Source organism: Sedimentitalea arenosa (assembly GCF_016428585.1).
Taxonomy (GTDB): Bacteria; Pseudomonadota; Alphaproteobacteria; order Rhodobacterales; family Rhodobacteraceae; genus Sedimentitalea; species Sedimentitalea arenosa.
Genome location: NZ_JAELVR010000010.1, coordinates 109,088 through 124,978 on the forward strand (window position 1 = coordinate 109,088; position 15,891 = coordinate 124,978).

Consider the following 15,891-nt stretch of genomic DNA (forward strand, 5'->3'; position numbering starts at 1 on the left):
GACACCGCCCGCGCGGCGGACGTCCTTGATCTTACGCAAACAGGCGGTAATAGATCCAGTCCGGCAGGAACTGGCTCAGCCGGAACACCCACGAGAACAGGCGCGGGAAGCTCTTCTTGAACCGGTCCGAAGTCATGTGCTCGAACATGATCCGCGCCGCGTCCTCGGGCTCCATGATGAAGGGCATGGTGAAGTCGTTCTTGTCCGTCAGCCGCGTCCGGATAAAACCCGGATTGGCCAGCTGCACCGCCACCCCGGTCCTGTGCAGGTCGGCATATATGCATTCCGCCAGCGCCATGGTCCCCGCCTTGGAGGCGGAATAGCCGATGCTGCCGGGCAGCCCCCGGAACCCCGACAGCGAGCCGGTGATCACCACGTGCCCGGCGTCCCGCGCCACCATCTGCGGCAGCACCGCGCCCATCACCCGCACCAGCCCGGTGAAATTCACATCCGCCATCGCGGTGCCCTGCTCGGCGTTCCACTCGGTCGCCGGGAACGGCCAGTAGACCCCGGCCAGATAGACCACCCCGTCGATCTCGCCCACCGCCTCGGCGGCGGCGGCGACGCTCGCATCGTCGGACACGTCGATCGTCTGCACCTCGGCCGGGCCGGGCAACTCCGCGGCCAGCGCCTCCAGCTTGTCCTGCGACCGCGCCGACAGGACCAGGCGCACGCCGGCCCGGCTCATCTGCCGGGCCAGCGCCGCGCCCAGCCCGTCGCTGGCGCCGACCAGCCAGTATCTCTTGCCTTGCCAGGTTCTCATGCCGCGTCACGCACCGGGTCGTTGGCCGCATTCCGCGGCCGCATCGTCGCCACCAGCTCGGCGACCTGGATGCCGAACTTGCGGAACTGGCTGCGGTTCACGATGGTGCCGTTGGGCGCCAGGTACATCCAGTCGGTCGTGTCCAGGACATGCCCGCCGGACTCCTCGGGCAGCTGGATCCGGTACTGCAGCTGCACCGCCGATCCCATCTGCATCCCGGTGCCGGTGCCCACCACATCCGGCGCGGTCGCCCGGATCCGCCCGTCATTGCCCAGGCTCAGATACCAGACCCGGTCCTGCGTGCTGCCGCTGTCATAGCGGAAATGCTCGGTCATGACCCCGGTGTTGCCTTCCCAGCGGGCCTCGAACTCCCCCACGAAGCGCGAGGTCACGCGCCCCATCGGGCCATAGATCACGCCTTCGCAGACGATCGGTCCGTTCAGGTGCCGGCGCAGGTCGAACTGCGGCTGACCCTCGACGTAATCCTCGGGTCTCTGGGCCTTGAACGACCAGAATCGCCGTCTAGCCCAGCCGACCGCCATCACGAGCGCGGCCCCGAAGGCCACCAGAAGCAGGGAGTCCATTATCGCGTCTCCTCTAGGTTCGTGGTCGCCAGCAACAGAACGGCGACCGCTTTCAACAGGCAGGGAATCCCCGCGTAAAACAGCGTCAGAAGGATCAACGCCTCTTCCGGGTTCTGCACCCCGGACCGAAACCCCGCGGCGTCGAGCGCGGGCAACAGCAATATGGCCGCGAAGGCCAGCGTGAACTTGGACACGAAGGACCAGAGCCCGAACCCCTCCGCCGCGCTGGGCGAGATCCGCGCCATCCGCGTCGCGAAGATCGCCGGCAGCAGCGTCATGTCGGCGCCCAGCGCCGCGCCCGAGGCGACACAGATCACCGCGAAGGCGATCCAGTCCCCCGCCCCCAGCGTCAGCGCGAAACCGAAGGCCAGGATCGACAGCCCCATGCCCAGCAGCAGCGCGCGCTTGGCGCCGATCCCCTCGGCCAGCCGCCCCCAGAGTGGCGCGGCGGCGGCGGCGGACAGGAAGAACAGCAGCAACAGCGGCCCCTCCAGCCCCGGCGCGTCCAGACGGCTCTCGACGAAGAACAGGAACAGGCTCGACGTGATGGCGACCGGCGCGGCGTTCACGAAGGCAATGACCAGCAGGCGACGCGCGATCGAATCGCGCAGCACCGGGCCGAACCCGGCCGACGGCGGCGTGTGCGCCGTGCTCCATTCGCTGCGCATCGCCAGCCAGGCGGCAAGGGCCAGCGCGGCGAACCCGCCGGCGAACCCCGCGAACGGATGGCCGGTCACCGCGCCCAGCATCACCGGCGCGATGGCGGCGGCGCAGATGCCCAGCAGCGCCCCGGTCTCGCGCCAGCGCGCCAGGCGCAGATGCCCGAAATCGCCCAACTGACCGGCCTTGGTCACGCCTTGCGCATAAAAGTTGATCGTCAGGAAACTGAAGGACGAGAACACCAGCACCAGCATCGCGCCGAACCACGCCAGCGGCGCGAAGGGCGGGGTCACGGCGAACAGCCCCACCATCGATCCCGCCAGGATCAGCACCGCCACCGCGACGGCGCCCGCCCGGTGATGGCGCAACCGCTCGGCCAGCCGGCCCAGCAGCGGGTCCTGCACCACGTCCAGCAGCCGCAGCACGAACAGCGCCGAGCCCAGCGCGGCCAGGCTGACCCCGTATTCGTCGACATAGAATTTCGGCGCGTGGATATAGAGCGGCAGGCCCGCCGAGGCCAGCAGCGCCGCGAACAGCGCATAGGCCGGCAACCGGTCGCGTCGGGTATCCACCGCCGTCATCGTCATCCCCGCGTCACTTCCTGTTCGGGCGGCGTGCCGCGCACCCGGTAACGCACGCCCTTCCACCACAGTTTCAGCGCCTGCCAGTGGATCAGCGCCAGCACCCGCCGCGACCCCAGCGGCCGGCGCAGCGCGGCGCGCAGGATGGCGCCGTTGGTCAGCGCCGCCCGGTGCCCGGTCAGCGTGGCGATCAGGCCGCCCTCGCCCTGGCTGTAGTCGATCCAGATGCCGATCCGGTCCGCGCGGATGTCGAAGCGGAACTCATACCCGCCCTCGACCGGCTGGAACGGCGAAACATAGAAGATCTTGCGCGCGGTCAGTCGGTCGCTCGGGCGGATCGGCGCCATGTCGGGATGGTGGCACAGGTAGGAATGGCGCTCGCCGAAGGTGTTGGTCACCTCCGAGATCACCGTGGTCAGGTCATCGCCCGTGTAGCACAGCCAGAAGCTGACCGGGTTGAACACGTGGCCCAGAACCCGCGGCTGGGCCAGCAGCAGGATCCGGTCGGGCTGCGGCAACTGGTGCGCGCTCATCACCTCGCGCACCCAGGCCGCGCCGCGCCCCTGTCCCGGCGCGCCGCCATGGTCGCTGTCATGCAGCGCCGTCAGATTGCGCCCGTTGCGCGAGAACAGCCCCGGACCCGTGGCCGCCGCCTCGGCGTCCAGCATCACGTAGTCGATCGAGTAGCGGAACGCGTTGCGCGTCCCGCCCTTGCGACCGTGAAAGGTCTGCCCGTCGATATGATCGACGCGCGCGCTCATTCCGCCGCCACCTGCAGGCTCGCGACGCGGTTGATGCCCTCGACCACGTCCACGGCGCTCGACAGCCCGTCCTCGTGAAACCCGTTCTTCATCCAGGCACCGCAGAACCAGGTCGAATTGGTGCCGTTGAACGCGGCGATCTCCTTCTGCGCCGCCAGCGCGGCGACGTCATAGACCGGGTGCCGCATCGTCACCTGGTCAAAGATCAGCTCCTCGCGGATCGGCCGCTTGGTGTTCAGCGTCACGAAATGCGGATCGTCCATCGGGATCGGCTGCAGCGAGTTCATCCAGTAGGTCAGGTCGATCTGGTCCGACAGCTTCTGGCTGTCCTCGGTGTACATCCAGCTGGCCCAGACCTTGCGCCGCCGCGGCATCACCGACGCGTCGCGATGCAGGATCACCTCGTTCGGCTGGTAGGCCACGGCCCCCAGCGCCTTGCGCTCGCTGATCGACGCATCCGCCAGCATCCGCAGCGTGTCGTCCGAATGGGTGGCAAAGACCACCTCGTCGAAAGTCTCCCAGGCGCCGCCCCAGGGGCGCACCTGCACGCCCAGCTCGCTGCGCCGCACCGACTGCACCGGCGCGCCCAGCCGCAGCTCGACGCCCTTGCGGCGCATCCCGGCCTCCAGCCGGCGCACGTATTCGACCGATCCGCCCTGCACCGTGTACCACTGGTGCTGACCGCTATAGCCGAGCAGCCCGTGATTGCGGAAGAACCGCACCATCGCATAGGCCGGGAAGTCGAGTATCTTTGATTTCGGCGTCGACCAGATGGCACCGGAAAACGGCGTCAGGTAATAGTCGCGGAACCACGGCCCGGTGCGCAGCCGCTCGAGCAGGCCGCCGATGGTCAGCTCCGGATCGGTCGCCTCCTGCTCGGCCCGGGCGTTGAACCGCAGGATGTCGCGCACCATCCGCAGGAACCGCGGGTCCGCCACGTTCTTGCGCTGGGCGAACAGCGCGTCGATCCCATGCAGCGCGTATTCCAGCCGGCCGCCGTCGATCGACACGCCGAAGCTCATGTTGCTCTCGGTCGTGGGCACCTCCAGCCGCTCGAAAAGCGCCTTCAGATGCGGGTAGTTCACGTGGTTGAACACGATGAAACCGGTATCGACCGGCTGGTCGCCGCGTTTTCCGGCCATGATCGTGCGGGCATGTCCGCCCAGCCGCGGCTCGGCCTCGAACAGGGTCACCCCGTGGGTATCGCCCAGCATGTGCGCCGCGCCCATCCCCGAAATTCCTGCCCCGATCACCGCGATCTTCTTGGGTGCACCTGCACCGAGTTCAAATGGCATGTAACAGTCCGTCCTTGCAGTTCATGCACTCATTACGACTCCGGCCCGCAACTGGATGCAAAACAAAAGCGCAAATCCGGTGATCCGACCCCGACCCACTTGCGTATCATTGGTATGTTGGCCACGATTGACGCGACTAGGACTGAACAATCGGGCTCCGCCAGCGCCCGGCCCCCTGCGGCCGATCGCACCCGCGGGGCAGCAGGAAAGAATTTCGTGACCAACCAGGACAACGGCACCAGAGCTGAATGGGTTCAGCACGTGCTGCGCGTCCGGGACCATCAGGATCAGGCGGCCTTCGCCGATCTGTTTCGCCACTTCGCTCCGCGGATCAAGGCGTTCCTGATGAAATCCGGAGCCGACGCCGCCATGGCCGAGGAATGCGCGCAGGACGTCATGGCGACACTCTGGCGCAAGGCGCATCTGTTCGACCCGACGCGGGCCTCGGTGGCGACATGGATCTTCACCATCGCCCGGAACCGCAGGATCGACGCGCTGCGCAAACAAAGACGGCCCGAACCCGAGGATCTGACCTGGGGCCCCGAAGCCGAGCCGGATCAGGAAGACATCCTGACCCTGCAACAGGAGAGCGAACAGTTGAAGGTGGCGATCAAGGAGCTGCCGGACGCACAGAGGGAACTGATCGAACGCGCCTATTTCGGCGACCTGAGCCACAGCGAAATCGCGGCTCAAACGGGTTTGCCACTGGGCACGATCAAATCACGGATTAGGTTGGCGCTGGACCGCCTGCGCCACGCAATGAGATGAAGCTGATGACAGAGAACATAAAACACCATCTGAGCGACGACCTGCTGATGGCCTATTCGGCGGGAACCCTGCCCGAGGCCTTCAGCCTGATGGTCGCCAGCCACGTATCGCTCTGCGATGTCTGCCGCGCGCAGCTCGAAACCTTCGACGCGGTCGGCGGGGCCCTGCTCGAGGACGAAACCGCCGAGATGGGCGAGGACAGCCTGGCCGCCACCATCGCGATGATTTCCGGTCACGCGCCACAGCCACGCGCGCCCCGGAAACGGCCCGGCGTGCTGCCCGGTCCGCTGCAGGAATATGTCGGCGGCGATCTCGAGGCGATCAAGTGGCGCCCGGTCGGCATGGGTGTCAAGCAGGCGATCCTGCCCACCTCGCGCGACGCCTCCGCCCGGCTTCTGTTCATCCCCGCCGGGGCGGCGGTGCCCGATCACAGCCACAACGGCATGGAAATGACGATGGTGCTGCAAGGCGCGTTCTCGGACGAAGACGACCGCTTTGCCCGCGGCGACGTGGAAATGGCGGATGAATCCGTGCATCACACGCCGGTGGCGGACATCTCCGAGGATTGCATCTGCCTCGCCGTGACCGACGCGCCGCTCAAGTTCACCGGCCTGATCCCGCGCATCGCGCAACCCTTCCTGCGCATCTGACACATTCCACGCTCAACGGCGCGCGCGCCGATCGCGCGCGCCGGTGCTCAATGCAGCCGGTCTGTCGGCGCCCTCCGCTCGGCAATGGCCATCCGGCGCAGCGCGAGGCCCAGCGTCCGGGCCGCGTCCACCAGACAGGGCGCAAGGTCGGGCCGCACCAGCAGCGTCGCGATCAGGATCGCATCCTCGCTGTCGGGCTCCGACGCGGCGGCGACGAAATGGGCAAAGCACGCTTCGTCCGCCCCCAAACAACGGCAACCGACCCCGTGCCGCATCAGCGGACGCCGCCCGTGCTCGGCGCAGAGCCGGCACAACTGCTGCAGGCTGCCCAGCGCGGTTTCGCCATGGGCGGTGCCCAACGTGCGGTCAAAGTCGCGTTGCACCTGCAACTGCGCCCCCGCCCCGTCACACCACAGCCGCAGGTACAGAACCGCCGCCGCCTCGACCGGATCGAGGTCCTCCAGAACACCGATCGCCGCCCCGCCGCGCGGGCGCACCATCGCGTTCATTTCGTCAGGATCAGCTTGCCGGCCTTCGTGATCCGAAGCCGGTACACCTGATCGCCCAACATGATCTCGGCCGTCGGATGGCCCTGTGTCAGGTCCGTCGCCACATGGCGCGGCGGACCGCCGTCCGTGCGGTTGCTCTCTTTCTCGGATGTCTGCAGCGTCATCATCTCTCCTCGGGCCTGGCGCCCACCTCTTCGACCCCCCGCACGCGGCGGGATTCCCGAAATACGATTGCTTGGTGAGGTCTGGCTCTCCCGGTCGGTCGAGATGGCTGGATGCCTTAAACCTGAGTTGTTTTGTCAGATTTGTCAATATCGGTTTTTCGGGCCTCTGCGCCCCGCGTTTACCAATCGCCAACCGGCGGACAGGCACACGCGCGTCTGCACGGCGTATGCACGCGATCTGTACGCAATGCACAGCCCCGCAGAGCCCTTGATATCAGGTGTTAACGCCTGGCGTTCAGCGCTTGGACCCGCCCAGCGCGACCACCTGTCCCGGGTCGTCCGGGGCCAGTTCCTCGAAGTCGAAATTGTCCAGCCGGTCGGCCCGCTTCCCCGCCCGCTCCGAGGCGACGAGAATGCCCGACACGTCCTCCCCCGCCTGCCGCAGATGGGTGTCCAGCTTGCCCGCACGCTCACCGATGATCTCGACATCGCGGTGCAACTGTTTCAGCGCCTTGCGGATCGCCCCGGCCTGCTCGCGCATCCGCGCATCCTTGAGAATCGCGCGCATCGTGTTCAGCGTCGCCATGCAGGTGGTCGGCGATACGATCCAGACCCGCGCGGCGAATCCCTCGCGCACGACCTCGGGGAAATTGGCGTGCAATTCGGCATAGACCGCTTCGGAGGGCAGGAACATCAAGGCCCCGTCCGCGGTCTCGCCCTCGATGATGTAACGCTCTGAAATCGCTTTGATATGTGTCCGTACAGCGGTGCGCATCTGGGTCGCCGCCTGGCGCAGTTCGTGGTCCGTCTGCGCCGCTCTGAGCGCCTCGTAGGCCTCCAGCGGGAACTTGCTGTCGATCACGATCGGCCCCGGCGGATTGGGCAGGTGGATCAGGCAATCGGCCCGTTTCCCGTTGCTCAGGGTCACCTGCAACGCATAGCTGTCGCTGGGCAGCGCCTTGGACACGATGTCGTTCAGCTGGATCTCTCCGAACGCCCCCCGCGTCTGCTTGTTGGACAGGATGTCCTGCAGGCTCAGCACATCGCCCGACAGTTTGGTGATGTTGTCCTGCGCCTTGTCGATGGTGGCCAGCCGCTCCTGCAACTGGGTCAGGCTGGTCGCGGTCTGCTTTGAACTGCCATGCAGGGTTTCCTTCATCCGCTCCTGCATCTCGGTCAGGGCGCGGTTCTGCCGCATCATGTTGTCCGCCAGCCGGTCGTTCATGTGCTGCTGCACGTCCGACAGCCGGCTCTCGACCGTCTGGATCAACTGCATCTGCGCATTCGCCTGGGTTTCGGATACGCTCTGCAAACCGCCGCGCAATTGTTCCTGACCGGCGCCAAGCTGTTGAACATGCTGGCCTAAAAGGGAAAGCTGCTGGCTCAGCGGTTCGGCCATCCGGGCCGAGCGCCCTGCCGCGCGCACCGCCAGGATCAGCAGGATCAGAACCAGCAGGATCAGGCCTGCAGCGCCCAGTACCAGCGGATCGTCCAGTGCCAAGGTAGTGTCGCCGATGCGGATCATGTGCGTCCGAACAGCCGTTCGATATCGGCCAGCTTGAGCTTCACATAGGTCGGCCGGCCGTGGTTGCATTGCCCGGAATGCGGCGTCGCCTCCATCTCGCGCAGCAGCGCGTTCATCTCCTCGCCCCGCATCCGCCGTCCCGACCGGACCGATCCGTGGCAGGCGACGCGGCTCAGGATCGCCTCGATCCGCGCCTGCACGGTCTGGCTGCTGCCGAGATCGGCCACCTCGTCCAGGATGTCGCGCAGCATCGCACCGGCATCGACCTCGCCCAGGATCGCCGGGGTCTCGCGCACCGCGACCGCGTTCCCGCCGAAGGGCTCGATCGTCAGGCCGAGACGTGACAACTCGTCGGCCATCTCCATCAACTGCGCACGGTCGCTGTCGGACAGGTCCACGATCTCTGGGATCAGCAGCGCCTGCGCGGCGACCCCGGACTCGGCCATCTGGCGTTTCAGCTTCTCGTAGACCAACCGCTCGTGCGCCGCATGCTGGTCGACGATGACCATCCCGTCGCCTGTCTGCGCGATGATGTAGTTCTCGTGCACCTGCGCCCGCGCCGCGCCAAGAGGCAGGGTCTCCGCCGGCGTGTCCTGCTCGACGTCGACGACCTGCGCACCATAACGGGCTTCGACCTCGGCGAAGCCGGGGGCCTGCAACGTCCGCGCAGCCTCGCGCGCGGCGAGAGAAGGCCGGTCCATCTGGTAGACCCGCGCCCCCGTCTGTTCCGGCGTCATGGCGCCCAGCGTCGCCGCCGCCACCGTGCTCGACGCCCTGTGCCCGTGCTCGGCGAGCGCATGGCGCAAGGCCGACACGATCAGGCCACGCGCGATACCCGGATCGCGGAAGCGCACCTCGGATTTCGCCGGGTGCACGTTGACATCGACCAAGGTCGGATCGCAATCGATGAACAGCGCCGCCACCGGATGCCGATCACGCGGCAGCACGTCGGAATAGGCCGCCCGCAGGGCTCCGAAAAGCATCTTGTCCCGCACCGGGCGCCCGTTGACGAACAGGTATTGCGCCACGGCCGCACCGCGCGAATAGGTCGGCAACGCCGCGTAGCCGAACAGGCGGATGCCATCGCGGACCGTATCGATCCTGAGCGCATTGTCCGCGAAATCCTGCCCGATCACGCGATCCAGCCGCCGGTGCATGGCCCCGAACAGATCACCCGGTTCCGGGTCGGCACGAAACACGATGCGGCCTTCGCCCCCGCCGGATACGTCGCGCAGAACGAACCCCGTCGACGGCTCGGCCATCGCCAGCCGCTTGACCACGTCGGTCACGGCCTGCGCCTCGGCCCGGTCGCTGCGCATGAATTTCAGCCGCGCGGGCGTTGCGAAAAACAGCTCGCGCAGCTCGACAGCCGTGCCGATACCGAGCGCCGCCGGCGTAACCTGCCCCATCCGTCCACCGGACACCTTGAGACTGGCAGCGTCGGCGCCGGGCACCCGGCTGGTGATCGTCAGCCGGCCGACCGCGGCCAACGACGGCAGGGCTTCGCCGCGAAAACCGAACGTGTGGATATTCAGCAGGTCGCTTCCGTCGATCTTGGAAGTCGCATGCCGCGAGAGGGCCAAGGGCAAATCATCGGCGGCGATCCCGCAGCCGTCATCGCTCACCCGGATCAGGGTCTTGCCGCCATCCGCGATGTCGATCCCGATCCGCGTCGCCCCGGCGTCGATCGCGTTCTCGACCAGTTCCTTGACGGCCGAAGCGGGCCGTTCGACGACCTCGCCCGCAGCAATCCGGTTGATCGCCGCGTCGTCCAACTGACGAATGACGGGGCGAGTATCGCCGATATTGGGGTATGCCTGTGCCATACCCCCATACCTAGCACAGACATCAACGATTCTGCCACCCGAATGATATGCTCTGCGGGCGGCGCGCGTTGACATTCTCGCGCCGGGCCGCAAAGGCTGAACGACAACGCGGCACGGAGGCAGGCATGAGCGGACAGTGGGAATTCTGGATCGACCGCGGCGGCACTTTCACAGATGTCGTCGCCCGCAAGCCGGATGGTACGCTCACCACCCACAAGCTGCTGTCGGAGAACCCGGACCGCTACGCGGATGCCGCCGTGCAGGGCATCCGCGAGATGATGGAGATCGACGGAACCTTCCCCGACGGGTCGATCGCCGCCGTCAAGATGGGCACCACGGTCGCGACCAACGCGCTGCTGGAACGCAAGGGAGAACCGGTGCTGCTGCTCATCACCAAGGGCTTCCGCGATCTTTTGCAGATCGGCTACCAGACCCGCCCCAGGCTCTTTGACCTGCACATCATCCGCCCGGAACTGCTCTATAGCGAGGTCGCGGAGCTTGACGAACGGCTGGACGCCGACGGAGAGGTGATCCGGCCGCTCGACGAAGACGCCGCCCGCGCGACCCTTCAGGCGGCCTTCGATACCGGCCTGCGCGCGGTGGCCATTGCCTGCCTGCACGCCTATCTCAACCCGGTGCACGAGGCCCGCGTGGCCGAACTGGCCCGCGAGATCGGATTCACGCAGATCTCTGTCAGCAACGAGGTCAGCAAGCTGGCCAAACTGGTCGGACGCGGCGACACCACCGTGGTCGATGCCTATCTTTCCCCGATCCTGCGCCGATATGTCGACCAGGTGGCCGGGGCGCTTGACATGGGACGAGCCTGCGACCGGCTGCTGTTCATGCAGTCCAGCGGCGGACTGACCGACGCGCGCCTCTTCCAGGGCAAGGACGCGATCCTGTCGGGCCCGGCTGGCGGCATCGTCGGCATGGTCAAGACGGCCGAGGCCGCCGGCCATGACCGATTGATCGGGTTCGACATGGGCGGCACTTCGACTGATGTCAGCCACTACGCTGGCGATTTCGAACGCAGCTTCGAGACCGAGGTCGCAGGCGTCCGCATGCGCGCCCCGATGATGGATATCCACACCGTCGCCGCCGGTGGCGGTTCGATCTGCCGTTTCGCCGAGGGCCGTTTTCAGGTTGGCCCCGAAAGCGCCGGCGCCGACCCCGGCCCGGCCTGCTACCGGCGCGGCGGCCCGCTGACCGTAACCGATTGCAACGTGATGCTGGGCAAGCTGAACCCGGATCACTTTCCGCAGGTCTTCGGCGCGAACGGCGATCAGCTGCTGGACACCGAGGCGGTCCGCGCAGGCTTTGCCCAACTCGCGCACGAGGTCGCCGAGGAAACCGGCGAAGCCCCCCGCACACCCGAGGATATCGCCACCGGCTTCCTGCGCATCGCCGTGGACAACATGGCCAACGCGATCAAGAAGATCAGCGTTCAGCGCGGCCATGACGTGACCGGCTATACCCTGCAATGTTTCGGCGGCGCGGGCGGGCAGCACGCCTGCCTCGTGGCCGATGCCCTCGGCATGTCGCGGGTGTTCATCCATCCCTATGCCGGTGTTCTGTCCGCCTATGGCATGGGACTCGCCGAAATTCGGGCGCTGCGCGAAACCCAGGTCGACGTGCCACTTGACGAGGACGCGACCGCAATGGCAGCGCTAAAGGAGATCGCCGCCGAAGCAGAGGCCGAAGTCCGCGCCCAGGGCGCCGCCAAGATCCGCGTCGAACGCCGCGCGCATCTGCGCTACGACGGCTCGCACCAGGCGCTCGAGGTGTCCTTCGGCAGCCGCGCCGAGATTCAGGCCGCCTTCGAGACCGCACACCGGAACCGGTTCGGCTTCACATCCCCCGATCGCGCCATTCTGTTCGACATGGTCGCCGTCGAGGCGATCGGCGATACCGGCCAGGCCCCCGCGGCCGTTCCCGTCGGTGACGGCACCGACGCGATTGCCCGCATCCCGATGTATTGCGAGGGAGACTGGCGCGACGTGCCGCTGTATGTCCGCGAAACCCTGGCCCGGTCGGCGCGCATCGACGGCCCGGCCGTGATCGCCGAAGCCACCGGTACCAACGTCGTCGAGCCCGGCTGGACCGCGCGGCTCGACGAGATGGGCAACCTGGTGCTCGACCGCACCACCGCCGCGCGTCGGGACGCCGCCGCCGGGACCGAGGCCGACCCGGTCCTGCTGGAAGTCATGGGCAACCTCTTCATGTCGGTCGCCGACCAGATGGGCGCGACGCTCGCCAACACGTCCTGGTCGGTCAACATCAAGGAACGGCTCGATTTCTCCTGTGCGATCTTCGACGCAAACGGAGACTTGGTGGCCAACGCACCTCATGTTCCGGTGCATCTCGGCTCGATGTCCGACAGCGTCAAGACAGTGATCCGCGAGAATGCGGGCGACATCCACGAGGGCGACGCCTTCATGCTGAATTCGCCGTACAACGGCGGCACCCATCTGCCCGACGTGACCGTGATCACCCCGGTCTTCGCAAACGGCACGCCGGCCTTCTGGCTCGGCAGCCGCGGCCACCATGCCGATATCGGTGGCCGCACTCCGGGCAGTGCGCCGCCCGACAGCACCCATATCGACGAGGAGGGCGTACTGATCGACAATGTGCGTCTCGTCTCCCGTGGAACCTTCCAACAGGAAACGGCCGAAAAGGTGTTGGCGTCCGGGCGCTATCCCTGCCGCAACATCGGCCAGAACATGGCCGATCTCAAGGCGCAGGTGGCCGCAAACGAAACCGGACGTCAGGCCCTGCTCAAGGTCACCGAGCATTATGGCCTCGACGTGGTGACCGCCTATATGGGCCACGTACAGGACAACGCCGAGGAGAGCGTGCGCCGCGTTCTGGGCAAGCTCCCGGGGGGCTCCTTCACCTACCCGATGGACCACGGCGCCGAAATCCGCGTCAAGGTCGGTGTCGACCAGGACAAGCGCGAGGCGGTGATAGATTTCACCGGGACCTCGCCCCAGCACACGGGCAACTACAACGCCCCCTTCTCGATCTGCCGCGCGGTGGTGCTCTATGTCTTCCGCACGCTGGTCGGCACCAGCATTCCGCTCAACGAAGGTTGTTTGCACCCGCTCAGGATCATCGCGCCCGAAGGCTCGATGCTGAACCCGACCTACCCGGCAGCGGTTATCGCCGGCAATACCGAGGTCAGCCAGGCGATGTGCAATGCGCTCTACGGCGCGCTGCACGTCATGGCCGGCAGCCAGGCCACGATGAACAATTTCGTCTGGGGCAATGACGACTTCCAGAACTACGAAACCATTGCCGGAGGTACGGGCGCGGGCCCGGGGTTCGATGGCTGTGACGCGATCCAGACCCACATGACCAACACTCGCATGACCGATCCGGAAATTCTTGAGAAACGCTTCCCCGTCCGGCTTGAAGCGTTCGGCATCCGCGACGGATCCGGCGGCGCGGGGCAATGGACCGGCGGCAACGGCGCGACCCGGCTGATCCGGTTCCTGACCCCGGTCACGGTGACGACGCTCTGCTCGCATCGCAATATCCCGCCCTTCGGCGTCGATGGCGGCGCGCCGGGTGCTGTCGGCGTCAACTGGGCGGAACTGCCCGATGGCACAAGGATCGACCTCAAGGGCAATGACGAGATCGACCTGCCAGCCGACTCGGTCTTTGGCATGCACACCCCGGGCGGCGGTGGCTGGGGGTCCGCCTGATCCGCCGCTTCATCTTCGTTCAAATACTCCGGGGGTGAATGCCGAAATCCCCAGATTTCAGCAGAGGGGGCTGGCCCCCTCCCCGCGCTGCAGCAAAACCGCTATACATTGCCCGCAAGACCATATAGGCAGCGGCGCTTGATCCCAGCGCGCCCAACCGCGCGACCCAGAAAAGTATCCGCACATGAAACAGACCCTCGCCGACGCGCTCGCGCAGCAAGGCTATACCACGCTGACCCAGGTGCAGCAGGCCGTGACAGATCCCGAACTCGCGGGCTCCGACCTGCTCGTCTCGGCCCAGACCGGCTCGGGCAAGACCGTCGGCTTCGGACTTGCCATCGCACCCACGATCCTCGGCGAGACGGACCATTTCGCGCCCGCCGCCAGTCCGCTCGCGCTCGTCATCGCACCGACGCGCGAACTCGCGCTGCAGGTCCGGCGCGAACTGACCTGGCTCTACGGACCGGCCGGCGCGCAGCTCGCCTCCTGCGTCGGCGGCATGGACATGCGCGACGAACGCCGCGCCCTGGCGCGGGGCGCGCATGTGGTTGTCGCAACGCCGGGCCGCCTGCGCGACCACATCATGCGCGACAGCATCGACCTGTCGGCGATCCGCGCCATCGTGCTGGACGAAGCCGACGAGATGCTCGATCTCGGCTTCCAGGACGATCTCGAATTCATCCTTGCCGCCGCCCCCGAAGGTCGCCGCACGCTGATGTTCTCGGCCACGGTGCCGCGCGGCATCGCCAATCTCGCCGGGAAGTACCAGACCGATGCGATCCGCATCACGACCGCCGCCGAGACCCGCCAGCACAGCGACATCGCCTATCAGGCCCTCTCGGTCGCTGCGCGCGACACCGAGAACGCGATCATCAACGTGCTGCGCTATCACGAAGCGCCCAACGCGCTGGTTTTCGCCAACACCCGCGCGATGGTGAACCGGCTGACCACCCGCCTCTCCAACCGGGGCTTTTCCGTCGTGGCCCTTTCGGGCGAGCTCTCGCAAACCGAACGCACCCATGCCCTGCAGGCGATGCGCGACGGGCGCGCGCGGGTCTGCGTCGCTACCGATGTCGCCGCGCGCGGCATCGATCTGCCCAGCCTGGACCTGGTCATTCACGCCGAACTTCCCAACAGCCACGAAACCCTGCTGCACCGTTCGGGCCGCACCGGTCGAGCCGGCCGCAAGGGCGTCAGCGCCCTGATCGTGCCGCCCGCGGCGCGCAAGAAATGCGAACGCTTGCTCAAATTCGCGAAACTGACCGCCGAGTGGGACGAAGCGCCGTCAGCCGACGCCGTACGCGCCCGCGACATGGACCGGATGCTCGCCGATCCGGCCTGGCAGACGCCGCCCGAGTCCCTTGACGCAGCAGAGGCTCTCCTGGCGCGCTTCAGTGCCGAGCAGATCGCCGCCGCCTATGTCAGGCTCTACGAAAGCCGCCATTCCGCCCCCGAAGAACTGTCCGACCCCGTTGCCACCGGCAAACCCGAACCGCGCGCCCCCTTCGGGCCCAGCACGTGGTTCTCGGTCGAGGGCGGACGCAAGGCCGGGGTCGAAACCCGACGCCTGCTGCCGATCCTCTGCAAGGCCGGCGGTCTGACCCGTGACGATTTCGGCGCGATCCGGATCCAGTTCGACGAAAGTTACGTCGAGATCCGCGCCGACAAGGCCGATGCGTTCATCGCCGCGCTTGGCCCCGAGATGACGGTTGAGGGCAACGCCAGAGTGACCCGGCTGGCCACGGCGCCCGATCTCGAAAATCGCCCGAAACCGAGCGGGAAACCGGGCCGCAAGACCGCCGCGCGACACACGCGCGACGCGGCGCACGATGACAGGCCCGCGGTAGCGTCCACAGTCGAAGACCCCCCGAAAGCCGTTGCCCGTGCCGCGAAACCCGCACGCAAACCGGCGGCTGCCCGCGCGGATACCCCTGGAAAGCCGCCCTCCAAACCCACCGGCGGCAAAGGCAAGCCGTCGAGCCCGGGCAGGAAGGCGCCCTCGGTCGGCAAGCCGAACAGCAAGAAGAACAAGGCTCGCGCAGCCGCCGCGAAGGCGCGAAGCGGAGACGCGCCGCCGAAACGGCGCAAGCCCGGCAAGTAA

At 67.0% G+C, this 15,891-nt stretch carries 13 protein-coding genes; 4 read left to right on the plus strand and 9 right to left on the minus strand.

Features of this window, described 5'->3' with window-relative positions; genetic code table 11:
• Window positions 1-31: 31 nt before the first annotated feature.
• The 5 genes from JF290_RS14880 to JF290_RS14900 are packed head-to-tail and all read right to left on the minus strand — an operon-like array spanning window position 32 to window position 4,644.
• The gene (locus JF290_RS14880; RefSeq protein ID WP_199025681.1) at window positions 32-763 is read right to left on the minus strand and encodes an SDR family NAD(P)-dependent oxidoreductase; all 732 of its coding nucleotides are present in this window, start codon (window positions 761-763) and stop codon (window positions 32-34) included.
• A complete protein-coding gene (locus JF290_RS14885; RefSeq protein ID WP_199025682.1) occupies window positions 760-1,347 on the minus strand; it encodes a DUF3833 domain-containing protein in 588 nt (195 codons plus the stop codon). Before JF290_RS14885 ends, JF290_RS14880 begins: the two co-directional genes overlap by 4 nt.
• Window positions 1,347-2,588, minus strand: a complete 1,242-nt coding sequence (locus tag JF290_RS14890; RefSeq protein ID WP_199025787.1) for an MFS transporter — start codon at window positions 2,586-2,588, stop codon at window positions 1,347-1,349. The genes JF290_RS14885 and JF290_RS14890 overlap by 1 nt, the downstream gene beginning before the upstream one ends.
• Before the next feature lie 2 nt (window positions 2,589-2,590).
• Window positions 2,591-3,349: a DUF1365 domain-containing protein gene (locus JF290_RS14895; RefSeq protein ID WP_199025683.1), complete on the minus strand. Its 759-nt coding sequence runs from the start codon at window positions 3,347-3,349 to the stop codon at window positions 2,591-2,593.
• Entirely contained in the window at window positions 3,346-4,644 is a 1,299-nt protein-coding gene (locus JF290_RS14900) for an NAD(P)/FAD-dependent oxidoreductase (protein ID WP_199025684.1), read from the minus strand. Before JF290_RS14900 ends, JF290_RS14895 begins: the two co-directional genes overlap by 4 nt.
• A gap of 216 nt (window positions 4,645-4,860) precedes the next feature.
• On the opposite strand from JF290_RS14900, the gene JF290_RS14905 reads away from it, so the two are divergent.
• Together JF290_RS14905 and JF290_RS14910 are read left to right on the plus strand one after the other, a co-directional pair.
• Window positions 4,861-5,412, plus strand: coding sequence for a sigma-70 family RNA polymerase sigma factor (locus JF290_RS14905; RefSeq protein ID WP_227363630.1), 552 nt, complete (start codon window positions 4,861-4,863; stop codon window positions 5,410-5,412).
• A gap of 5 nt (window positions 5,413-5,417) precedes the next feature.
• Complete coding sequence (locus tag JF290_RS14910; protein WP_199025788.1) at window positions 5,418-6,062, plus strand: ChrR family anti-sigma-E factor; 645 nt, start codon at window positions 5,418-5,420, stop codon at window positions 6,060-6,062.
• A 47-nt stretch (window positions 6,063-6,109) separates the two neighbouring features.
• On the opposite strand, the gene JF290_RS14915 is transcribed toward JF290_RS14910, so the two are convergent.
• From JF290_RS14915 to mutL, 4 genes are all read right to left on the minus strand, one after another.
• Window positions 6,110-6,571 carry a hypothetical protein gene (locus tag JF290_RS14915; protein ID WP_199025686.1) on the minus strand — a complete coding sequence of 154 codons (462 nt, stop codon included), beginning with the start codon at window positions 6,569-6,571 and terminating at the stop codon, window positions 6,110-6,112.
• A complete protein-coding gene (gene hemP / locus JF290_RS14920) occupies window positions 6,568-6,735 on the minus strand; it encodes a hemin uptake protein HemP (RefSeq protein WP_199025687.1) in 168 nt (55 codons plus the stop codon). The genes JF290_RS14915 and hemP overlap by 4 nt, the downstream gene beginning before the upstream one ends.
• A 295-nt stretch (window positions 6,736-7,030) precedes the next feature.
• The gene (locus tag JF290_RS14925) at window positions 7,031-8,260 is read right to left on the minus strand and encodes a DNA recombination protein RmuC (RefSeq protein WP_199025688.1); all 1,230 of its coding nucleotides are present in this window, start codon (window positions 8,258-8,260) and stop codon (window positions 7,031-7,033) included.
• Window positions 8,257-10,086, minus strand: a complete 1,830-nt coding sequence (gene mutL / locus JF290_RS14930) for a DNA mismatch repair endonuclease MutL (RefSeq protein WP_199025689.1) — start codon at window positions 10,084-10,086, stop codon at window positions 8,257-8,259. The genes JF290_RS14925 and mutL overlap by 4 nt, the downstream gene beginning before the upstream one ends.
• 125 nt (window positions 10,087-10,211) lie before the next feature.
• Here mutL and JF290_RS14935 point away from each other — a divergent pair, with 125 nt between their 5' ends.
• Window positions 10,212-13,790 carry a hydantoinase B/oxoprolinase family protein gene (locus tag JF290_RS14935; RefSeq protein WP_199025690.1) on the plus strand — a complete coding sequence of 1,193 codons (3,579 nt, stop codon included), beginning with the start codon at window positions 10,212-10,214 and terminating at the stop codon, window positions 13,788-13,790.
• A 184-nt stretch (window positions 13,791-13,974) separates the two neighbouring features.
• On the plus strand, window positions 13,975-15,891 hold the full coding sequence (locus tag JF290_RS14940; RefSeq protein ID WP_199025691.1) for a DEAD/DEAH box helicase: 1,917 nt from the start codon (window positions 13,975-13,977) through the stop codon (window positions 15,889-15,891).